This window comes from Neorhizobium sp. SOG26, from assembly GCF_003491345.1.
GTDB lineage: Bacteria > Pseudomonadota > Alphaproteobacteria > Rhizobiales > Rhizobiaceae > Neorhizobium > Neorhizobium turbinariae.
Window position 1 is genome coordinate 2,718,832 of the sequence record NZ_CP025512.1, and the last position, 20,271, is coordinate 2,739,102.

19 protein-coding genes are annotated in these 20,271 nt (G+C 62.9%); 2 read left to right on the plus strand and 17 right to left on the minus strand.

Annotated elements, in window-relative coordinates:
- Positions 1-3 precede the first annotated feature (3 nt).
- The 15 genes from CYG48_RS13510 to CYG48_RS13580 form a co-directional block, all read right to left on the minus strand.
- Complete coding sequence (locus CYG48_RS13510; protein WP_245450348.1) at positions 4-378, minus strand: formate dehydrogenase subunit delta; 375 nt, start codon at positions 376-378, stop codon at positions 4-6.
- Positions 368-1,195 carry a formate dehydrogenase accessory sulfurtransferase FdhD gene (gene fdhD, locus CYG48_RS13515; protein WP_118850851.1) on the minus strand — a complete coding sequence of 276 codons (828 nt, stop codon included), beginning with the start codon at positions 1,193-1,195 and terminating at the stop codon, positions 368-370. The genes CYG48_RS13510 and fdhD overlap by 11 nt, the downstream gene beginning before the upstream one ends.
- Positions 1,195-4,074, minus strand: coding sequence for a formate dehydrogenase subunit alpha (gene fdhF, locus CYG48_RS13520; RefSeq protein WP_118850852.1), 2,880 nt, complete (start codon positions 4,072-4,074; stop codon positions 1,195-1,197). The genes fdhD and fdhF overlap by 1 nt, the downstream gene beginning before the upstream one ends.
- A 4-nt stretch (positions 4,075-4,078) precedes the next feature.
- Positions 4,079-5,635 (minus strand): formate dehydrogenase beta subunit, encoded by a 1,557-nt coding sequence (locus CYG48_RS13525; protein ID WP_118850853.1) that lies wholly within the window; start codon positions 5,633-5,635, stop codon positions 4,079-4,081.
- Positions 5,632-6,111, minus strand: coding sequence for a formate dehydrogenase subunit gamma (locus CYG48_RS13530; protein ID WP_118850854.1), 480 nt, complete (start codon positions 6,109-6,111; stop codon positions 5,632-5,634). The genes CYG48_RS13525 and CYG48_RS13530 overlap by 4 nt, the downstream gene beginning before the upstream one ends.
- Positions 6,112-6,269: 158 nt before the next feature.
- Positions 6,270-7,163 (minus strand): LysR family transcriptional regulator, encoded by an 894-nt coding sequence (locus CYG48_RS13535; RefSeq protein WP_118850855.1) that lies wholly within the window; start codon positions 7,161-7,163, stop codon positions 6,270-6,272.
- 126 nt (positions 7,164-7,289) lie between these two features.
- Positions 7,290-7,697 carry a F0F1 ATP synthase subunit epsilon gene (locus tag CYG48_RS13540; RefSeq protein ID WP_118850856.1) on the minus strand — a complete coding sequence of 136 codons (408 nt, stop codon included), beginning with the start codon at positions 7,695-7,697 and terminating at the stop codon, positions 7,290-7,292.
- Positions 7,698-7,807: 110 nt separating this feature from the next.
- Positions 7,808-9,238: a F0F1 ATP synthase subunit beta gene (gene atpD, locus CYG48_RS13545; RefSeq protein ID WP_118850857.1), complete on the minus strand. Its 1,431-nt coding sequence runs from the start codon at positions 9,236-9,238 to the stop codon at positions 7,808-7,810.
- Positions 9,239-9,259: 21 nt separating this feature from the next.
- Complete coding sequence (locus CYG48_RS13550) at positions 9,260-10,141, minus strand: F0F1 ATP synthase subunit gamma (protein ID WP_118850858.1); 882 nt, start codon at positions 10,139-10,141, stop codon at positions 9,260-9,262.
- Positions 10,142-10,174: 33 nt separating this feature from the next.
- Complete coding sequence (gene atpA, locus CYG48_RS13555) at positions 10,175-11,704, minus strand: F0F1 ATP synthase subunit alpha (protein ID WP_118850859.1); 1,530 nt, start codon at positions 11,702-11,704, stop codon at positions 10,175-10,177.
- The gene (locus tag CYG48_RS13560; protein ID WP_118850860.1) at positions 11,704-12,270 is read right to left on the minus strand and encodes a F0F1 ATP synthase subunit delta; all 567 of its coding nucleotides are present in this window, start codon (positions 12,268-12,270) and stop codon (positions 11,704-11,706) included. Before CYG48_RS13560 ends, atpA begins: the two co-directional genes overlap by 1 nt.
- A 262-nt stretch (positions 12,271-12,532) precedes the next feature.
- Positions 12,533-12,916, minus strand: coding sequence for an AGROH133_08824 family phage infection protein (locus tag CYG48_RS13565; RefSeq protein WP_118850861.1), 384 nt, complete (start codon positions 12,914-12,916; stop codon positions 12,533-12,535).
- Positions 12,917-12,978: 62 nt separating this feature from the next.
- On the minus strand, positions 12,979-15,228 hold the full coding sequence (locus CYG48_RS13570; RefSeq protein WP_118851658.1) for a primosomal protein N': 2,250 nt from the start codon (positions 15,226-15,228) through the stop codon (positions 12,979-12,981).
- Between the two features lie 45 nt (positions 15,229-15,273).
- Positions 15,274-16,407, minus strand: coding sequence for an AAA family ATPase (locus CYG48_RS13575; RefSeq protein WP_118850862.1), 1,134 nt, complete (start codon positions 16,405-16,407; stop codon positions 15,274-15,276).
- A gap of 44 nt (positions 16,408-16,451) precedes the next feature.
- Positions 16,452-17,378, minus strand: coding sequence for a GNAT family N-acetyltransferase (locus tag CYG48_RS13580; protein WP_118850863.1), 927 nt, complete (start codon positions 17,376-17,378; stop codon positions 16,452-16,454).
- A gap of 143 nt (positions 17,379-17,521) precedes the next feature.
- On the opposite strand from CYG48_RS13580, the gene CYG48_RS13585 reads away from it, so the two are divergent.
- Together CYG48_RS13585 and CYG48_RS13590 are read left to right on the plus strand one after the other, a co-directional pair.
- Entirely contained in the window at positions 17,522-18,457 is a 936-nt protein-coding gene (locus CYG48_RS13585) for a tyrosine recombinase XerC (RefSeq protein WP_118850864.1), read from the plus strand.
- 80 nt (positions 18,458-18,537) lie between these two features.
- Positions 18,538-19,617: a TraB/GumN family protein gene (locus tag CYG48_RS13590; RefSeq protein WP_118851659.1), complete on the plus strand. Its 1,080-nt coding sequence runs from the start codon at positions 18,538-18,540 to the stop codon at positions 19,615-19,617.
- 13 nt (positions 19,618-19,630) lie between these two features.
- Here the strand turns inward: CYG48_RS13590 and CYG48_RS13595 are convergent, their stop codons facing one another.
- Positions 19,631-19,936 carry a type II toxin-antitoxin system RelE/ParE family toxin gene (locus tag CYG48_RS13595; protein WP_118850865.1) on the minus strand — a complete coding sequence of 102 codons (306 nt, stop codon included), beginning with the start codon at positions 19,934-19,936 and terminating at the stop codon, positions 19,631-19,633.
- Positions 19,926-20,198 (minus strand): type II toxin-antitoxin system ParD family antitoxin, encoded by a 273-nt coding sequence (locus CYG48_RS13600; RefSeq protein ID WP_118850866.1) that lies wholly within the window; start codon positions 20,196-20,198, stop codon positions 19,926-19,928. The genes CYG48_RS13595 and CYG48_RS13600 overlap by 11 nt, the downstream gene beginning before the upstream one ends.
- Between the last annotated feature and the right edge of the window lie 73 nt (positions 20,199-20,271).

Sequence of the window (20,271 nt, forward strand, 5' to 3'; positions counted from 1 at the left end):
CTCTCAAGCGGTGCTTTCGGGGATGTTCGGCTCCGACAGCGATTCCCCCGCCGCCGGCCCCTTCCCGCCCGGGGCACCCTGTGCGGCATCCGCGCCGACGCCTACGCCCGATCCGACCTTCGCCTCCGGGCGCCGGATCATGGTCGACGCCTCGATCACCAGCGGCAGAAGCCCCTCTCCGCCGCGCTCGAGATGTTCAAACAGGTGCCGGCGCATGCGCGGCTCCCAGAACTTGTTGATATGCGTGGCTACCCCTTCCGCCCGGATGTCTTCCGGCTGCGACAGGAAGAAGGTGGCGATCTGGTTTGCCATGCGGACGATCTTGTCCATCACCAGCTGGTGCGGGTCTTTTTCATGGGACATGGCTTCAAGCGACATGGGCAACCACTCCGGTGTCGATACGATCATCACGGGTAAAAACTTCGAAATCATCGCCGCGGCAGAGGGCGACGAGGGTCATGCCCGCCTCCTCGGCGGTACGGATGGCGAGCGCGGTCGGCGCAGAGATGGCGATCAGCACGGCGCTTCCGAGGATTGCCGTCTTCTGCACCATCTCAACCGAAATGCGGCTGGTGACGACAACCACCCCGTCCGATCCTTGGACGCCCTGGCGCACCACGGCCCCGGCAAGTTTATCGAGCGCATTGTGCCGGCCGACATCCTCGCGGATCGCGATCAAGCCCTTGCCCGGCACGAAGAACCCGGCGCCGTGCACGGCATGTGTTTCCGCATGCAGCGGCTGCGCCCCGTTCAGTGCCTTCACCGCGTCGGTAATGTGCCTCGCAGACAAGGCCTGCTGGATGGCCGAGACATGCGGCACCGCGCGCATGGCCTGGTCGATCGACTCGATGCCGCAAAGTCCGCAACCAACAGGTCCGGCCATATGCCGACGTCGGGCGCGAAGCGCATCCTCCTTGTCCTCGGCAAGCGTCACCTGCACGTCGAGGCCCCGCCCCTCGTCGACCACGGTGATCTCCTCGATCTCCGCCATCGACGAGATGATGCCTTCGGTGAGGCTGAAGCCGACCGCAAAATCCTCGAGCTCCGCCGGCGTGCCCATCATCACGGCCTGGGTCGAGCCGCCATAGGAAAAGGCGATCGGCACCTCCTCCGGCACCACCCGTGAGCCGGTGCGAACCACGCCGTTGCGGCGGGCAATCTCCCGGGCCGTGGCCGTGGTTGCGCGATCCGACACTATTCCGCTGCCTCCAGCTTGCCTGCGATCCGGCGGGACTGGCGCGACAGCTCGCTATAATCCTGCTGCCACTCCGTCGGTCCGTTGGATGGAGACACCTGCACCGCCGTCACCTTGTATTCCGGACAGTTGGTCGCCCAGTCGGAGAAGTCGGTGGTGATGACGTTCGCCTGCGTGTCCGGGTGGTGGAAGGTGGTGTAAACCACGCCCGGCGCCACGCGATCGGTAATGAGCGCGCGCAGCGTCGTATCGCCCGACCGGCTGGCAAGCTTGATCCAGTCGCCGTCCTTGATGCCGCGTTGTTCGGCATCATGCGGATGGATTTCCAGCCGGTCCTCTGAATGCCAGGCGACGTTTTCGGTACGCCGGGTTTGCGCGCCGACATTGTACTGGCTGAGGATGCGGCCGGTGGTGAGCAGCAGTGGGAAGCGCGGCCCGGTGCGTTCGTCGGTCGCCACATATTCGGTGCGGATGAACTTGCCCTTGCCGCGGACGAAACCGTCCACGTGCATGATCGGCGAGCCTTCCGGGTACTTCTCGTTGCAGGGCCACTGAACCGAGCCCATCTTTTCGAGGTAGTCGTAGGAGACGGACGCGAAGCTCGGCGTGGTCGCCGCAATCTCGTCCATGATCTGCGACGGATGCGTGTAGTTCCAGTTCAGCCCCATCGCCTGGGCCAGCTTCTGGGTCACTTCCCAGTCGGCATAACCGTTCTTCGGGCTCATCACCTTGCGCACGCGGTTGATGCGGCGCTCGGCATTGGTGAACGTGCCGTCCTTCTCCAGGAAGGTCGAACCCGGCAGGAAGACATGCGCGTAGTTCGCCGTCTCGTTGAGGAAGAGGTCGTGCACGACCACACATTCCATGGCGGCCAGGCCGGCGGACACATGCTTGGTGTCCGGGTCGGACTGCAGGATGTCCTCGCCCTGGATATAGATGCCCTTGAACGTGCCTTCGACGGCGGCATCCAGCATGTTGGGAATGCGCAGGCCCGGCTCGTTGTTGAGCGTCACGCCCCAAATCTTCTCGAAGACATCGCGCGTCGCATCGTCCGAGATATGCCGGTAGCCCGGCAGCTCGTGCGGGAACGAGCCCATGTCGCAGGAGCCCTGCACGTTGTTCTGGCCGCGCAGCGGGTTCACGCCAACACCCGGACGACCGATATTGCCGGTCGCCATGGCGAGGTTGGCGATCGCCATGACGGTGGTCGAACCCTGGCTGTGTTCGGTGACGCCGAGACCGTAATAGATCGCGCCATTGCCACCCGTCGCATAAAGGCGCGCCGCGCCGCGCACGAGTTCCGCCGGAACGCCGGTGAAGGCTTCAGTCGCTTCCGGGCTATGCTGCTCTTCCGCAACGAAAGCCGCCCAATCCTCGAATTCTGACCAGTCGCACCGCTCGCGGATGAACTGTTCGGCAAACAGGCCTTCGGTGACGATGACATGCGCCAGCGCGGTCAGCACGGCGACGTTGGTGCCGGGCTGCAGCGGCAGGTGATAAGACGCCTCGACATGCGGCGTCTTGACGAGGTCGATGCGGCGCGGATCGATGACGATCAGCTTGGCGCCCTGGCGCAGCCGCTTCTTCAGTCGCGAACCGAAGACCGGATGCCCATCGGTCGGGTTGGCGCCGATGACGATCACCACATCCGTATGCTCGACTGAGTCGAAGTTCTGCGTGCCGGCCGAGGTGCCAAAGGCCTGGCCGAGGCCATAACCGGTTGGCGAATGGCAGACGCGGGCGCAGGTATCGACGTTGTTGTTGCCGAAGCCGGCGCGGATCAGCTTCTGCACGAGGAAGGTTTCCTCGTTGGTGCAGCGCGAGGAGGTGATGCCGCCGATCGAATCGCGGCCATACTGGTACTGGATGCGGCGGAACTCCGACGCCACATGCGCAAACGCCTCTTCCCAGGTCACTTCCTGCCATGGATCGGAGATCTTCTCGCGGATCATCGGGTTGAGGATGCGGTCCTTGTGGGTCGCATAACCGTAAGCGAAGCGCCCCTTGACGCAGGAGTGGCCGCGGTTCGCCTGGCCGTCCTTGTACGGCACCATGCGCACCAGCTCTTCGCCCCGCATCTCCGCCTTGAAGGAGCAGCCGACGCCACAATAGGCGCAGGTCGTCACCGCCGAATGCTCCGGCTGGCCGATGGCAATGACCGACTTCTCGGTCAGCGTCGCCGTCGGACAAGCCTGCACGCAGGCGCCGCAGGATACACATTCGGAATCGAGGAAATGCTCGTGCATGCCCGCCGATACGCGGCTCTCGAAACCGCGGCCTTCGATGGTCAGCGCGAATGTGCCCTGTACTTCCTCGCAGGCGCGGACGCAGCGCGAGCAGACGATGCATTTGGAAGGATCATAGGTGAAGTACGGGTTCGACTCGTCCTTCGGCATCCACTTGGCGTTGATCTCGCCATTGCTGCGGGCGCGCACATGATTGTCGCCCTCGTAACCGTAGCGGACGTCACGGAGGCCAACTGCGCCGGCCATGTCCTGCAATTCGCAGTCACCATTGGCAGCGCAGGTCAGACAGTCGAGCGGGTGGTCGGAGATATAAAGCTCCATCACGCCCTTGCGGATGTCTTTCAGCCGGCCCGTCTGCGTGTGTACGACCATGCCCGGCATGACCGGCGTGGTGCAGGATGCCGGCGTTCCGGCCCGGCCTTCGATCTCCACGAGGCAGAGGCGGCAGGAACCAAAGGCATCCACCATGTCGGTGGCGCAGAGTTTCGGCACCTGGATGCCGGCCTCCATCGAGGCGCGCATGACCGACGTGCCTTCCGGCACGGTGATCTCGCGGCCGTCAATGGTAAGCGTGACCTGTGCTTCGGATCGCGAAGCAGGCGTGCCGTAGTCGATTTCGTGAACGAGGGACATGATGTTACTCCGCCGCTTCGATAAGGGGTGTCGGAGCGAAATCCTCCGGGAAATGGTTCATCGCGCTCATCACCGGATAAGGCGTGAAGCCGCCGAGCGCGCAGAGCGAGCCGAACTTCATCGTGTTGCAGAGGTCGGCCAGCAGCGCCTTGTTCTTTTCGGGCTCGATGCCCTGGGCGATCTTGTCGGCCGTCTCGACGCCGCGGGTCGAGCCGATGCGGCAGGGGGTGCACTTGCCGCAACTTTCGATGGCACAGAATTCCATTGCAAACCGCGCCTGCTTCAGCATGTCGGCCGAGTCGTCGAAGACCGTGATGCCGGCGTGGCCAATCAGGCCATCCTTGGCCGCGAACGCCTCGTAGTCGAACGGCGTGTCGAACAGGGCGCGCGGGAAATAGGCACCAAGCGGTCCGCCCACCTGCACCGCCTTCACCGGTCGCCCGGTCGCCGTGCCGCCACCGATCCGGTCGACGATCTCTCCAAGCGTCAGGCCGAATGCCGTCTCGAACAGGCCGCCATGCTTCACATTGCCGGCGATCTGGATCGGGATCGTGCCGCGTGAACGGCCCATGCCGAAGTTTTTGTAGTAGTCCGCCCCCTGGTCCATGATGACCGGCACGGAAGCAAGCGAGATGACGTTGTTGACCACCGTCGGCCGGCCGAGGAAGCCCTGCAGCGCCGGAAGTGGCGGCTTGGCGCGCACGATGCCGCGCTTGCCTTCCAGCGAGTTGAGAAGCGACGTTTCCTCCCCACAGACATAGGCGCCAGCGCCGGAGCGGATCTCGATATCGAAGGCATGCGCCGAACCCATGATCGACGGGCCCAGGATGCCAGCCTCGCGGGCGATCTCGACGGCTTGCGTCATCGTGGCAATGGCATGCGGATATTCGGAGCGCAGGTAGACGTAACCCTTTGTGGCACCCGTCGCGATACCGGCAATCGCCATGCCTTCGATCAGCACGAAGGGGTCACCTTCCATGATCATTCGGTCGGCGAAGGTGGCGCTATCGCCCTCGTCGGCATTGCAGACGATGTATTTCTGCGGACCCGCCGCATCCATCACCGTCTTCCACTTGATGCCGGTCGGGAAACCCGCGCCGCCACGACCACGAAGGCCGCTTTCGGTGACCTGCGCGACGATCTCGGCACGCGGCATCGAAATAGCTCTCTTTAGCCCGACGAAGCCGCGATACAGGCGATAATCGTCGAGCGACAGCGGATCGATGATGCCGCAACGGGCGAAGGTGAGGCGCGTCTGCTGACGAAGGAACTCGATCTCCTCCGTCAGCCCCAGACAGAGCGGGTGGTTCCCGCCGTTGACCAGCCCGGCGTCGAAGAGCCCGGCCACGTCGGCCGCCTTGACCGGACCGTAGGCGACGCGCCCACGTTCCGTTTCCACCTCGACCAGCGGCTCCAGCCAGAACATGCCGCGCGAGCCGTTGCGCACGATCACCGCATCAAGGCCACGCGCTGCGATTTCACCGGCAACAGCCTTGGCGACCTTTTCGGCGCCCAGCGCCAGCGCGGCGGCATCACGGGGGATGAAGATACGGACGGTCATCGACGCACCTCCGCCATCATTTCGGAAAGACAGTGCTCGTCAACGCGGCCATAAACCTCGTCGTCCAGCATGGCGGCTGGCGCGCAGGCACAGAGCCCGAGACAGAAGACCGGCTCCAGCGTCACTGCGCCGTCGAGCGTCGTCTGGTGGAAATCGATGCCGAGAAGCTGCTTCACTCGATCCGCGAGCTGATCGCTGCCCATCGACTGGCAAGCCTCGGCGCGACAGAGTTTCAGGACATGCCGGCCGGCCGGCTCATGCCGGAAATCGTGGTAGAAGGTGACAACCCCATGCACTTCCGCGCGCGACAGGTTTAGCTCGCTCGCAATGACCGGCTTCACCTCTTCGGGCACATAACCGAACTCGTCCTGGATAGCGTGGAGGATCGGCAGCATCGGCCCCTCCAGATGCTTTAGCTCCCGAATGATCTCGAGCGACCGCTCGGTGAACGCACCGGCGGAAATACGCATGTTCATGTCGTCCAACCTCCCGCCGACCGCCGATCTCCGGGAGAGATCTGGGGCCGGTTATTCCCGAAGCCTGAAGGATCGCTTCGGCTACTTGTGAGGGAATGGTGTCGTGGAGGGCTGCAACCGTCAATAAAGGAGAATGGTTACGCGATAGAAAAAAACTATCAAAGCATGGCGGCGGGCGTGAGGCTGCGCGCCTCATGCAGCAAGGCTGACACCAGCGGGGTGAACGGCTCCCGGTGTGTCGCAACCAGCCCAACAATGTGGCTCGCCTCCGGCTCGACGATCGGTATCGTTTTGATATGCTTGGCGAAGCCATATGATCTTGCGACATTGCGCGGCATGATGCTGGCCCAGCGGCCGGTGCCGATATGTGACAACAGCACCACCATCGAGTTGGATTCGAGCATCGGCTTTACGACCACACCGGCTTCGCTGAGGTGCTGGTTGATGATCCGCCGGTTCTGCATGTCGGGTGTTAATAGGCAAAGCCTAACGTCGGCCATTTCCTTCCAGGTAACGCTCTCGCGGTCGGCGAGAGGCGCTCCTTCGGCGGTCACGAGATTGTAGCGTTCGGCGTAAAGCGGCACGCTCGTCACCCGGCCCAAAGGCTCGTTGTCGAGATAGGTGATGCCGGCATCGATCTCAAAATTGTCGAGTTGCGACAGGACTTGAAGCGAGTTGCGCGACACGACGGAGAAGGTCACGTCCGGGTGTTTCGCCTGGAACGGCTCCGTCAGCCGCGGGATCATCGCAAGCGCAGTCGGGATGGAGGCGAGACGGATATGCCCGGCAAGGCCCTTGCGGGCAGCGCGCATCTCCTCGCGCATCGTGCGGGCGTCGCCAACGATGCGCTTGGCCCATTCCAGCACCCGCTGGCCCTCCGGCGTCAGCCCCTGGTAGCGGGAGCCGCGCACCACGAGTTGTACGCCAAGCTGGTCCTCGAGCTGCCGGATCGCCGCCGACAGCGACGGCTGCGAGATCCCACACTCCTCGGCCGCACGTCCGAAATGCGCTTCGCGCGCCAGGGCGATGAAAAATTCGAGCTTGTCGATCATGAGCCGCGCCTCCCCTCCCCACGGCTAACCTGCCTGCGAGCGGACGGCAACCCCGTTGCGCGAGGAGCGGAAACGACAAAGGGCGGCTCGAAGGCCGCCCTTGTTCAGTTTCGTCTGCCTGAACGGTCAGGCCGGAATGATGGCGCCGTTGAGGTGCGTCAGTTCCGCCAGGAACTGCTCGAGCTTGGTCTTGTGCTCGTCGTCGCGTGCATTGGTGAGCTCGGCCTGGGTGGCCTCGATCCGCTTCTGCAGCGTGTCACGCGTCAGCTCGGTGGCCGGCACGGCAGATTCAGCGAGCAGCGTGCAGCTGGTCGGCAGGATGTCTGCAAACCCGCCGAACACGACGTATTTGTTCACCTGGCCGGAAGCGAGCTTCACGGAAACCACGCCTGGCTTGATGGTGGTCATGGTCGGCGCATGGTTGGCAAGCACCGTCATCTCGCCCAGCGTGGCGGGAATGACCACTTCGGATACCTTTTCCGAAACAAGCAGCCGCTCGGGCGAAACCAGTTCGAAGTTGAAAGCGTCGGCCATGAAGGTCCACTTCCTCGATTGACCCACGTTCCTATGAAGGCTCACGCGGGCTTAGCTGTTGTATGCGGACTGGCGCGCCGGACGGATCCCGCGCGCCGTTTTGCTCTGGATTAAGCGGCTTCAGCCAGCTTCTTTGCCTTTTCCATGGCTTCTTCGATCGAACCGACCATGTAGAAGGCAGCTTCCGGAAGGTGGTCGTATTCGCCGTTGACGAGGCCCTTGAAGCCCTTGATCGTGTCTTCGAGAGCAACCAGCTTACCCGGCGAACCGGTGAAGACTTCGGCCACGAAGAACGGCTGCGACAGGAAGCGCTCGATCTTGCGGGCGCGGGCAACGGTCATCTTGTCCTCTTCGGACAGTTCGTCCATGCCAAGGATCGCGATGATGTCCTGCAGCGACTTGTAGCGCTGCAGCGTCGTCTGGACCTTACGAGCCACTTCGTAGTGCTCTTCGCCGACGATGATCGGGTCGAGCATGCGCGAGGTGGAGTCGAGCGGGTCAACGGCCGGGTAGATACCCTTTTCAGCGATCGAACGCGACAGAACCGTGGTTGCGTCCAGGTGGGCGAACGAAGTTGCCGGTGCCGGGTCGGTCAAGTCGTCGGCCGGAACGTAGATGGCCTGAACCGAGGTGATCGAGCCCTTCGTCGTCGTGGTGATGCGTTCCTGCATCTGGCCCATGTCGGTGGCGAGGGTCGGCTGGTAGCCCACGGCCGAAGGAATACGGCCGAGCAGAGCCGACACTTCGGAGCCTGCCTGGGTGAAGCGGAAGATGTTGTCCACGAAGAACAGAACGTCTTGGCCCTTGTCGCGGAAGTCTTCCGCGATCGTCAGGCCGGTCAGTGCAACGCGTGCACGTGCGCCCGGCGGTTCGTTCATCTGGCCGTAGACGAGGGCAGCCTTGGAGCCTTCGCCACCGCCGTGCTTGTTCACGCCGGACTCGATCATTTCGTGGTAAAGGTCGTTGCCTTCACGGGTACGCTCACCAACGCCGGCGAACACGGAGTAACCACCGTGCGCCTTGGCGACGTTGTTGATGAGTTCCATGATGAGAACGGTCTTGCCGACGCCTGCGCCGCCGAAGAGGCCGATCTTGCCGCCCTTTGCGTAAGGAGCGAGAAGGTCGACAACCTTGATGCCGGTGACCAGAATCTGGCCCTCGGTGGACTGTTCGACGTAAGCCGGAGCGTCCTGGTGGATGGCGCGGAGCGTCGTGCGATCCAGCGGGCCTGCTTCGTCAACCGGCTCGCCAATGACGTTCATGATGCGGCCGAGCGTCTGGTCGCCAACCGGAACCGAGATCGGAGCGCCCGTGTCGCGAACCTGCTGGCCGCGGACGAGACCTTCCGTCGAGTCCATAGCGATGGTGCGGACGGAGTTTTCACCGAGGTGCTGCGCGACTTCGAGAACGAGCCGGTTGCCGTTGTTGTCGGTTTCCAGTGCGTTCAGGATCGGCGGCAGTTCGCCGTCGAAAGCTACGTCGACGACGGCGCCGATAACCTGCGTCACCTTACCGAGGGAGGTGCCCGTTGCGATAGCCATGATACTTACCCTCTTTCTTCCTCAGAGCGCTTCCGCGCCCGAAATGATTTCGATGAGTTCCTTCGTGATCTGCGCCTGACGCTGGCGGTTGTAGGAGAGCGTCAGCTTGTTGATCATGTCGCCGGCATTGCGCGTTGCGTTATCCATTGCGGACATCTGCGCGCCGTAGAAGGAAGCGTTGTTTTCGAGCAGTGCACGGAAGATCTGCATCGCGACGTTGCGCGGCAGGAGCTCTTCCAGAATTTCCTGTTCGCTCGGCTCGTATTCATAGAGCGCGGAAGCTGCGGTCGATGCAGTTTCGCCCGTCTCGAACTTGGCCGGGATGATCTGCTGCGCGGTCGCAACCTGCGAGATCACCGACTGGAAGCGCGCGAAGAACAGCGTCGCCACGTCGAACTCGCCGGCGTTGAACATCTGCAGCACCTTCTGCGCCACTTCGTCAGCCTGGACGAAACCGAGCTGCTTGACTTCGCGGAAGGTAATGTAGTGGACGATGTTGTCCTTGAAGCTGCGGCGCAGCACGTCGTTGCCCTTGCGGCCGACAGTGAGGATCTTCACCGTCTTGCCTTCTGCAAGAAGCTTCTGTGCATGGTCGCGCGCCAGGCGGATGATGGAGGAGTTGAAGCCACCAGCCAAACCGCGCTCGCCGGTCGCAACGACCAGGAGATGGACCTGATCCTTGCCCGTGCCCGAAAGCAGCAGCGGCGCTTCGGCATTGCCGGCATTGGCAGCCGAAAGGCTGGCCAATACCTTGTTCATCCGCTCCGCGTAAGGACGGGCAGCCTCGGCCGCCTCCTGCGCACGGCGCAGCTTCGCCGCGGCGACCATTTTCATCGCCTTGGTGATTTTCTGCGTCGCCTTGACGGAGGCGATCCGGTTTTTCAGATCCTTAAGTGAAGGCATCCGTTATCGGTCCTCGAGCTAGTAGATCCGGTCTTAGGCGAAGGTCTTGGCGTAGCTGTCGAGAGCTGCCTTGAGCTTTGCCTTCGTGTCGTCGGACACCTGCTTTTCGGTGCGGATCGTTTCCAGCACAGCCTTGCCTTCCGAACGGAGGTAGGACAGCAGGCCCTGCTCGAACTTGCCGACCTGGTTGACCGGAAGCTTGTCGAGGTAGCCGTTGACGCCGGCGAAGATCACCGCAACCTGCTCTTCCGTCTTCAGCGGCGAGAACTGCGGCTGCTTCAGGAGTTCGGTCAGGCGCGCACCGCGGTTGAGCAGGCGCTGCGTGGATGCATCGAGGTCGGAACCGAACTGCGCGAAGGCGGCCATTTCACGATACTGGGCAAGCTCGCCCTTGATCGAACCGGCAACCTGCTTCATCGCCTTGATCTGCGCGGCGGAACCAACGCGGGAAACCGACAGACCGACGTTAACGGCCGGACGGATACCCTGGTAGAACAGGTCGGTTTCAAGGAAGATCTGGCCGTCGGTGATCGAGATCACGTTGGTCGGAATGAACGCCGAGACGTCGTTACCCTGGGTTTCAATGACCGGCAGAGCCGTCAGCGAGCCAGCGCCACGCTCGTCGGAGAGCTTTGCAGCGCGCTCGAGAAGGCGCGAGTGCAGGTAGAAAACGTCGCCCGGATAAGCTTCGCGGCCCGGCGGGCGGCGCAGCAGGAGCGACATCTGGCGATAGGCAACAGCCTGCTTCGACAGGTCGTCATAAGCGATAAGGGCGTGCTGGCCGTTGTCGCGGAAGTATTCGCCCATTGCGCAACCTGCGAACGGAGCGAGGTACTGCATCGGAGCCGGGTCGGATGCGGTTGCAGCAACAACGATCGAGTACTGCAGCGCGCCGCGCTCTTCGAGCACCTTCACGAACTGGGCAACGGTCGAACGCTTCTGGCCGATAGCGACGTAGACGCAGAACAGCTTGTCGTTGTCCGGGCCATTGTCGTGGATCGACTTCTGGTTCAGGAACGCGTCGAGAATGATGGCGGTCTTGCCGGTCTGGCGGTCGCCGATGACGAGCTCGCGCTGGCCACGACCAACCGGGATGAGGGCGTCGATGGCCTTGAGGCCGGTCGACATCGGCTCATGAACCGACTTGCGCGGAATGATGCCCGGAGCCTTGACGTCAACGCGCGAACGGCGTGTTGCATTGATCGGGCCCTTGCCGTCGATCGGGTTGCCGAGCGCGTCAACGACGCGGCCAAGCAGTTCCGGACCAACCGGCACGTCCACGATGGCGCCGGTCCGCTTGACGGTGTCGCCTTCCTTGATCTCGCGGTCGGAGCCGAAGATAACCACGCCGACGTTGTCGGCTTCGAGGTTCAGCGCCATGCCGCGCACGCCGCCCGGGAACTCGACCATCTCACCAGCCTGGACATTGTCCAGACCGTAGACGCGAGCGATACCGTCGCCGACGGAGAGAACCTGGCCGACTTCAGAAACTTCGGCTTCCTGGCCGAAGTTCTTGATCTGGTCCTTGAGAATTGCGGAAATTTCCGCTGCACGGATATCCATCAGCCGACCTCTTTCAATGCAAGCTTAAGAGTGGAAAGTTTGGTGCGAAGGGACGTATCGATCTGACGTGAACCAACCTTGACGATGAGACCGCCGAGGATCGACGGATCGATCGAAACGGCGATGGCCACGTCCTTGCCGGTCACGCCCTTCAGCGCCGACTTGAGTTCAGATTCCTGCTCCGCAGACAGAGCATGCGCCGAGGTGACCTCGGCCGTAACCTGGCCGCGATGCTGCGCAGCGACCTCGCGATAGGCGCGGATCATGCCGGGCACAGCAAACAGCCGGCGATTGCCGGCAACGACCTTCAGAAAATTGCCGACGAGACCGGTGATGCCGGCGCGATCTGCAACGGCCGAAACAGCCTGCCGCTGCTCGTCTGCCGAAAAGACCGGGCTTGCGACCAGACGTCGCAGGTCTTCACTCTCATCCAGCAGCGCCTGGAACCGATCAAGATCGGCACCAACCTGATCGATCGAGCCGGACTCAAGGGCCAGTTCGAACAGCGAGGAAGCATACCGCTCCGCTACACCGGAAATAAGCTGGGACGTGTCAGCCACGGGCACATTTTCCCTGAATTGCCATCCAAGCGCCAGGCCCTGGAGACAGGGATCAGCAAAATCTTGAATTCGTTTGATTATCTTCCAGAACCGGTAAGGCGTCGGCCCTACCCTTTCCGACTTTCGCGGTCCGTCTAGCATAGGATGTAGGCCACCGCAACACGGCAGATAATGGAAAAACCCCAAGACACAGGGAGTCTCGGCGGATTTTGCTGCGGCAAGGTGCGACTTACCGGCCAAGCATTAGCTCAGGCTGAGTTACGAGACATCAGAGATAGCCAAAAACATAGGCGAATGGCCCGGCCGCCAGCACAACCTGGAGTAGGAAAATCGTGACATTTGGCAGGGTGAGCGCCCGGTCCGTGAAGCACGAAACCAGCCTTCCGAAGGCCGCAAAACCGACCGCTATCCCGAGCGTCAGGTAGATCCAGTCCTGCGCCAGCATGATCGCCGCAAGGCCAAGCCCGACGTGATGCGCACCGGCGGCGCGGGTCGCGGCATAGCCTTCTGGTCGGATCTCGCCGATCTGGAATGCCGAAAGCCGAAGCGCAGACGCCGGCAGCAGGAAGACCAGGAGGCCGATGATTGCCGTCGCGGCAGCACAGACGAACGCCGCCTGCTCGCCAAGTTCGGTCGGAAAATACAGTTCCATTCACGCCTCGTATGTCGATTCGGCTGATCTTACCGCATGCCACAAAGGCCATGCAAAGGCGGCTACAGAAAACTCTGCGGATCGATGTCGAGCTGGATCTGCACCGAACCCCGTTGTTTTGGCCCGTTCTCGATCATCGCCCGCAGGAAACCCTGCATGTCGGAGTTCCGTCGTCCATGCACCAGAAGCCGGAAACGGTGGCGACCGCGGACCAGCGCAAGCGGGGCTTCGGCCGGTCCCAGAACCGAGATGCCCGTCACTTTCGGCGCCGCAGCCCGCAAGCCGCGCGCATGCGTTTCGGCATCGGCGCGCGTATCGGCCGACACGATCAGCGAGGCAAGCCGCCCGAATGGTGGAAGAATGGCCTTCTGCCGCTCCTCGATCTCCCGTTCGTAAAATGCACCGGCATCGCCGGAAATGATCGCCTGCATCACCGGATGCTGCGGCTGGAATGTCTGCAGCAGGCCATGGCTCTTCAGGCCGGTGCGGCCGGCGCGGCCGGTAACCTGGCTCAGCAGTTGGAATGTCCGTTCCGCCGCGCGCGGATCGCCATTCGAAAGGCCGAGGTCGGAATCAACAATGCCGACCAGCGTCATCAACGGGAAGTTATGGCCCTTGGCAACCAGCTGCGTGCCGATGACGATATCGGCCTCGCCGTTTGCGATCGCCTCGAGCTCCAGCCGCATCCGCTTCACGCCGCCCAGCAGGTCGGACGACATGACGATCGTGCGGGCATCCGGGAAATGCCGTTCCACCTCCTCGGCGATCCGCTCGACGCCCGGGCCGCAGGCGACGAGGTGATCGAGCGTCCCGCATTCGGGACAGGCCTCTGGCGTGCGCTCGGAATAACCGCACTGGTGGCACTGGATCTGGCTCTTGAAGCGGTGCTCTACCAGCCAGCTGGAACATTGCGGGCACTGGAAACGGTGCCCGCAGACGCGGCAAAGCGTCAGCGGCGCATAACCACGCCGATTGAGGAAGAGCAGCGCCTGCTCCTTGCGCTCGATCGTCTTGGCGATCGCCCGAAGAAGCACGGGCGACAGGAAGCCGCCGCGTTCCGGCGGGTGGCGGCGCATGTCGATGAGATGCAGGTCGGGCATTGCCGCATCACCAAAGCGGGTCGGCAGATGCACGGTGTTGTAGCGGCCTGACAGGCCGTTCACCTGGCTTTCCACAGAGGGCGTCGCCGAGACCAGCACGATCGGGAAGTCGCCGATCCGCGCCCGCACCACCGCCATGTCGCGCGCATTGTAGAAGACCCGATCCTCCTGCTTGTAGGCAGGGTCATGTTCTTCATCAACGATGATGAGGCCGAGGTTCTCGAACGGCAAAAACAGTGCCGAACGGGCACCCGCCACGACCTGCACATCGCCCGTCACCACGCCGCGCCACACCTTCTCGCGGATCCGCGGCGAAAGGTCGGAATGCCATTCGCCGGGCTTTGCGCCAAAGCGTTGCTCGAAGCGCTCCAGGAAGCTTGAGGTGAGCGCGATCTCCGGCAGCAGGATCAGCACCTGCTTGCCGCGGCGAAGCGTTTCGGCAATCGCCTCGAAATAGACCTCGGTCTTGCCGGATCCGGTGACGCCATCGATCAGCGATGCCGCAAAGCCGCCACCACGGATGGAGGCGATGATCTCTTCGGCCGCCTGCTTCTGCGGGCCTTCGATACGCGGCGCCACGAAATCCGGATCCGGCGTTGCGACCACCGGCGGCGGCGCCAGGAAAACCGTCTCGAAGACACCCTGCTGCGTCAGGCCATCAATCACGCTGAGCGACACGCCAGCCGCATTGGCAAGTCCGCTGCGGGTCCAGGGCACATCCTGCTCGCGGATCAGGTCAAGCACTTTGGATCGCGCCGGCGTCAGGCGCTCCGGCTGCCCGCCCACATAACGCAGTCCTTCCACCATCGGCTCGGGATCGAGGGCCGCCGGCGCCCGGATCGCCATGCGGGCCACAAGCCCCGGGGGCGAAAGCGTATAGGCCGACACCCAGTCGATGAAGTCGCGCATTTCCTTCGACAGCGGCGGGCAATCGAAGGCGAGCGTGATCGGTCGCAGCTTCTTGGGATCAAGCTTGGGGGAGACGCCGTCGTCGCTGGTGCCGTCCCAGACGACGCCGATCACCTGCCGCGGCCCGACCGGCACCTGGACAACCGAGCCCGGCGCGACATGCATGCCGTCGGGCACGGCATAACTATAGGCACCCGCCACCGGCAGCGGCACCAGAACAGGCACCACATGCGTCGGAGGCCCGGCCTCCGGCAGGGTATCGCCAAACAGCGAAGGAAGGATGTCGGACGAATCTTTGCCCATGCGGCCGGACATTGCCCCGGATGAGAACAAAAGTGAACCCCGAAGCTAGTAGTCTTCCTCCATCAGTCCCGTCAGCCGCATGCCTTCGATCCAGGTCGCGCTGTCCTTGCGGATCACCCGCTTCGGCCGCACCCCGCACTGCTCCTCCACCGCAAAAGCCAACGGCTGGGAATGGGTGACCACCCAGACCTGGCTCGTCTGTGCCGCCTGCCCGATCATCCCGGCCAGCGCCTTGAGCATATCCGGATGCAGGCTCGCCTCCGGCTCGTTCAACGCTATCAGCGGCGGTTGCCGGTAGGACATCAGCGCTGCGGCAAGTCCAAGAAAGCGGATCTGTCCGTCCGACAATTCGCGCGGCTGGAAGACGCGATGCGGGAAGTCGGGAAAGGTCAGCCCGAACTCTGCATATTCGCCGGGCTCCGGTACCTGCAGCTTGGCGCCATTGAGGGCGGAAGCGACGGCACGATCAAGCTCCACCGTATCGCCACTGGTGTGGACAAGCGTTGCAAACACAGCCGCCATGTTGCTGCCGTCCTCGGCCAGCAGCGGCGATGTCACGGCAAGGCAGGGATTGCGCAGCGGCGATTGCCGATCCGTCCGGAACCCGTGGAAGAACCGCCATCCTTCCACCAGCCTGCGAAAAGCGCCGATCTCGGGGTAATGGCCGGCGTGGCCGAGCAGGGCGATTGCCGTCTCCGAGGTCATCGCCTGCTCCGGATATTCCTCCATCCGCCCAGCCGGCCCCCGCACCATTATGCCGGGCCCTGCCCGCTTCATCATCGTCACTGGTCGCGATCCGGTTTCCACCGAAAGCTCCTCGGCCTTCACCTGCGGCTCGAAAGCAAAACCCGCCGCGTCGATCGGAGGCCGCAAACCGGCCTCGACGCGGTAGCGGAAGGTGATCGCCCGCTCCTCGTCCAGCACCTCGACTTCCAGCTTGATGCGGAAATTCTTTTCCTCGCGCCGCCGGCCGGACCAGAGCGCCGAGGCCATGCCGCCCTCTGCCGCAATCTCGTAAGCCAGCGTGCCGCGCACCGCCGCCTGCACCAGTTGCAGCGCCCGGTAAAGGTTCGACTTGCCGACCCCGTTCTCGCCGATGAACACGTTGACATCTGCGAGATCCATCCGGATCGAGCGCAGGGAACGGTAGTTCTGGGCGAACATGGAGCGGAGCAGCATGCCCAACCTCTACACCATGAGCATGATCGGGTGGAAGCAGCCCGTCATGCGGCGACGGATGCGTCCGGCGCCGGCATAGCGAAGCGCGCGTCGCCATCGTCAGCCAGATCGATGACTGTGTGATGCTCCAGCGCCTTCGTCACGTCGCCGATCTCGCCCTCCAGCTCTTCCGGCTGGATCATCTGGCCCACCGTGAAGTCGAAGTGGTTGCCCTTCTTGTTGAGCAGTTCGTAGAACACGGTCATGTCGCGAAGTTCTGTCGACCATTTCGCCAGCCAGTAGAACAGCCCGGAATTGCGCGCGCGCATGTGGATCGGCAGGATCGGCAGGTTGTATTTTCGCGCCAGCCCCACGGCCGACGTCTTCCACGGCCGCTCGTTCAGCTTGCCGTTTTCCCAATAGGCGATGCGGCCGGAGGGAAACAGCACCATCACCTTGCCGTCCTCCACCGTCTTGTTGGTCAGCACCAGCGTTTCGCGTGTCTTCAGCTTGCTCTTGTATTCCTCGCGCCACTCCACCGGGATGATCATCTCGGCAAACCGCGGATTGACCCGCACCGCATCGCGGTTGGCAAAGATCATCAGGTCCGGCCGGCGCGGTTTCAACAGGTCGAAGATCGCGACCCCATCCGCAATGCCGGTCGGATGGTTGCTGACAAGAATGAAGCCACCCTTTTCGGGAATGCGCTCCGCATGGGCCACCGTCAGGTTGAGCTTCAACAGGTCGCTCATGTATTCGAACGACTGGAAGCCGCTGAGGCCCTGGATGTCATTGGCAAACTTGATCGCCCGGTTGTAGCGCAGCAGCGAATAAAGCAGGGGTCGCATCGCCGGCCAGGCCGGATGCTGCACGATGCGCTCGCCACGCTCGGCGATCAGCGTGTCCACGATATGTCCGGGTTTGCCATGTGAAAGAAGAGCCAGGGTTTCCGCGAAATGGCCGAAACTGTTGGTCAAGGCGCGGCGTTCCATGAAGACTCCTGAGGACGGGACGACACCGCCATCTGTTCACCCAACTGCGGCAAAATTGGTTTCTGCCGACGGCAGCCTTAGCGAAATCGTAAGGCGGTCAAAGCAATCTGGGGCGAGCATGCTTCAAATTCAACAGGCTCCCCATGAACGAACTGCTGATCATCGCGGCCCCCGATGTGGCGGCGAAGCGACATGAATGGCTGCAGAGCCTGGCAGGCGAGCGCCGGCTTTCGGACAACACACTGCAGGCATACGAGCGCGACACGCGCCAGTTCCTGACCTTCCTGACGAGGCATCTCGGAGAGCCACCGAAGCTCGAAGATATCCACACGTTGCGACCCGCCGACCTGCGTGCCTTCCTCGCTGCCCGGCGGCGCGAAGGCTCCGGCGCCCGTTCGCTTGGCCGGCATCTGGCGGGCCTCAGGTCCTTCCTGCGCTATCTCGAACGCAAGGGACTGGTGAATGCCGCGGCCGCCGGCGCCATCCGCGCGCCGAGGCAGCCGAAATCGTTGCCGAAGCCGCTCACCGACAACCAGGCGCTCACGCTCGTCACCAAGGATGCGCAATTGCAGGAGGAGCCCTGGATTGCCGCCCGCGACGCCGCCGTTCTGTCGCTGCTCTACGGCTGCGGCCTGCGTATCTCGGAAGCCCTGGGGCTCACGCCTGCCGACATTCCGGCCGGCACCAAGACGCTGCGGATCACCGGCAAGGGCGGCAAGGTGCGCATCGTGCCGCTTCTGCCCGTCATCGCCGAAGCCGTCGCCACCTACCGCAAGCTTTGCCCTTACGATATCGAGGAGAACGACCTGCTGTTCCGGGGCGCCCGTGGCGGTCCGCTGCAGCCGGCGATCATCCAGCGCGAGATGCAGAAGCTGCGCGGCGCGCTCGGCCTGCCGGAAACGGCAACCCCGCATGCGTTGCGCCATTCCTTCGCGACACATCTTCTCGCCGGCGGCGGGGATCTGCGCACCATCCAGGAGCTTCTCGGCCACGCCAGCCTTTCCACCACGCAGATCTACACCGGCGTCGATTCCGCCCGACTGCTCGAGGTTTACGACCGCGCCCATCCGCGCGCGTGAACCTATGGTTAACCAAGGCCGTTAAGGGCTTGTGCAGCCGGCACACCTAGACTGGCTGCACCCATTTGACGGATGCCATGATGACTCCCGCACCTTCCTCGCTTTCCGGCGCTCTCCTTCTTCGCGCCCAGGACATGACGCTCTGGCTGCTTGCAGCGCTCCACCTCCTGGCCCTTGCCTCCCTGCTGCTGATCCTCGGTTTTGCCGATGGTGCCCGCGCGCAGACGCCGGCCTGCAGCGGCGAAAACGTGCTCGAAGCGCTGAAGACGGAAAACCGTGAGGCCTACGACAAGGTCATGGCGGAAGGCGAAGCCGTGCCGAACGGCAAGGGCATTTTCTGGAAGGTGGAAAAGCCGGGGCTTGAGCCGTCCTACGTGCTCGGCACCATGCATGTCGCCGATCCGCGCGTGCTGGAGATGCCGGCCGGCGCAAGGGACGCTCTCGCCCGCGCCAAGACCATCGTCGTCGAATCCGACGAAGTGCTCGATGAAAGCAAGGCCATGGCCGCGCTTCTGATGAAGCCGGAACTGACCATGTTCACCGACGGCCGCTCCATCGAAACGCTCGTGCCGCCGCAGGACCTGCAACTCCTCAAGGACGGCCTGAAAGCCAAGGGCATCACCCTTTCGGCGGTCTCCCGCATGAAGCCGTGGATGCTGATGAGCATGGTCGCGATCCCGGCTTGCGAACTCGCGCGCAAGGGCGGCGGCAACCTCTTCCTCGACAAGAAGATCGCCAAGGAAGCAGCCGCAGAGGGCAAGCAGGTCAAGGGCCTGGAAACCCTGGAAGAGCAGGCGAACGCCATCAACGCGATCCCGCTCGAACTCCACATCAAGTCACTGGTCGAGGCCTTGAAGCTCGGGTCCAAGATGGACGACGTCTTCTTCACGATGACCGAGGTCTACCTTTCCGGCAATATCGGCATCATCCAGCCGATGCTGAAGGTCGTCGCGCCCGATGGCACTGAGGACCAGGCCGGTTATGCCGAGTTCGACGAACTCGTCATCACCAAGCGCAACCAGCTGATGGCCGAGCGTGCGGCACCGATATTCGCTGAAGGCAGCGCCTTCGTGGCCGTTGGTGCGGCCCACCTTCCGGGCGACCAGGGCTTGATCGAACTCCTGCGCCGCCAGGGTTTCACCGTCACCGCGGTAAACTGAAGCACTGCACGAGCTACAGCTTTGGAAACTTGTCCCGGTCGATGTTCTGCCCCGCGTAGAATATCCGTAGGATCAGGATCTCGTCCGACATAAATCGGTACGCGACAACGACCCGCCGTTCCAGGACCAATGTCCGCACACCTTCTCCAAGGTCGCTGCGGCTGCGGCCGCGCAAAGGCATATCCGGCAGGGTTTTGCAAAAAGCCTGGATGTGCCGGACAAAATCGATGGCCCGGTCCGGACTGTCTTCGGCGATGAAGCGGTAGATGGCCTCAAGATCCGCATCCGCGAGCGGATGGAAGAGGACCTTATTCGCCATCGTTCAACGACGTCCGCCCTTCGGAATGAAGTTTCTCAAGACGCGCGAAAACATCGCTTGCCGGAATACCGGCGCGTTCATCGGCCAAGGCTTCACGGATCTTGGCGTCCAAGGCTCCATCCAGATCATGCTCCTCCCGATCGAGTGCATTCAGAGCCGCCCGGATGACATCGCTCGTTGATGCATAGAGACCCGCTTCAACACGCTCTTCGAGCGCGCTGACCATCTCTGACGGAAGGGTGATGCTGATCTTCTGGTTCATGAAAGCACCGTTCTACAGCAAAAAGGGTAGAACAAAGCCCTACCCTTTTCAATTGTCCGGTCTTCTGAAGTGA

Excerpts from the sequence above, each read along its gene's own strand:
- CYG48_RS13575 (WP_118850862.1), bottom strand. The coding sequence starts at position 16,407 with ATGCTGCTCCGCTCCATGTTCGCCCAGAACTACCGTTCCCTGCGCTCG.
- CYG48_RS13510 (WP_245450348.1), bottom strand. The coding sequence starts at position 378 with ATGTCGCTTGAAGCCATGTCCCATGAAAAAGACCCGCACCAGCTGGTG.
- CYG48_RS13530 (WP_118850854.1), bottom strand. The coding sequence starts at position 6,111 with ATGAACATGCGTATTTCCGCCGGTGCGTTCACCGAGCGGTCGCTCGAG.
- atpA (WP_118850859.1), bottom strand. The coding sequence starts at position 11,704 with ATGGATATCCGTGCAGCGGAAATTTCCGCAATTCTCAAGGACCAGATC.
- CYG48_RS13535 (WP_118850855.1), bottom strand. The coding sequence starts at position 7,163 with ATGATCGACAAGCTCGAATTTTTCATCGCCCTGGCGCGCGAAGCGCAT.
- CYG48_RS13570 (WP_118851658.1), bottom strand. The coding sequence starts at position 15,228 with ATGGGCAAAGATTCGTCCGACATCCTTCCTTCGCTGTTTGGCGATACC.
- CYG48_RS13550 (WP_118850858.1), bottom strand. The coding sequence starts at position 10,141 with ATGCCTTCACTTAAGGATCTGAAAAACCGGATCGCCTCCGTCAAGGCG.
- CYG48_RS13595 (WP_118850865.1), bottom strand. The coding sequence starts at position 19,936 with ATGGCGAATAAGGTCCTCTTCCATCCGCTCGCGGATGCGGATCTTGAG.
- atpD (WP_118850857.1), bottom strand. The coding sequence starts at position 9,238 with ATGGCTATCGCAACGGGCACCTCCCTCGGTAAGGTGACGCAGGTTATC.
- fdhF (WP_118850852.1), bottom strand. The coding sequence starts at position 4,074 with ATGTCCCTCGTTCACGAAATCGACTACGGCACGCCTGCTTCGCGATCC.
- CYG48_RS13580 (WP_118850863.1), bottom strand. The coding sequence starts at position 17,378 with ATGGAACGCCGCGCCTTGACCAACAGTTTCGGCCATTTCGCGGAAACC.
- CYG48_RS13525 (WP_118850853.1), bottom strand. The coding sequence starts at position 5,635 with ATGACCGTCCGTATCTTCATCCCCCGTGATGCCGCCGCGCTGGCGCTG.
- CYG48_RS13590 (WP_118851659.1), top strand. The coding sequence starts at position 18,538 with ATGACTCCCGCACCTTCCTCGCTTTCCGGCGCTCTCCTTCTTCGCGCC.
- CYG48_RS13585 (WP_118850864.1), top strand. The coding sequence starts at position 17,522 with ATGAACGAACTGCTGATCATCGCGGCCCCCGATGTGGCGGCGAAGCGA.
- CYG48_RS13540 (WP_118850856.1), bottom strand. The coding sequence starts at position 7,697 with ATGGCCGACGCTTTCAACTTCGAACTGGTTTCGCCCGAGCGGCTGCTT.
- CYG48_RS13565 (WP_118850861.1), bottom strand. The coding sequence starts at position 12,916 with ATGGAACTGTATTTTCCGACCGAACTTGGCGAGCAGGCGGCGTTCGTC.
- CYG48_RS13600 (WP_118850866.1), bottom strand. The coding sequence starts at position 20,198 with ATGAACCAGAAGATCAGCATCACCCTTCCGTCAGAGATGGTCAGCGCG.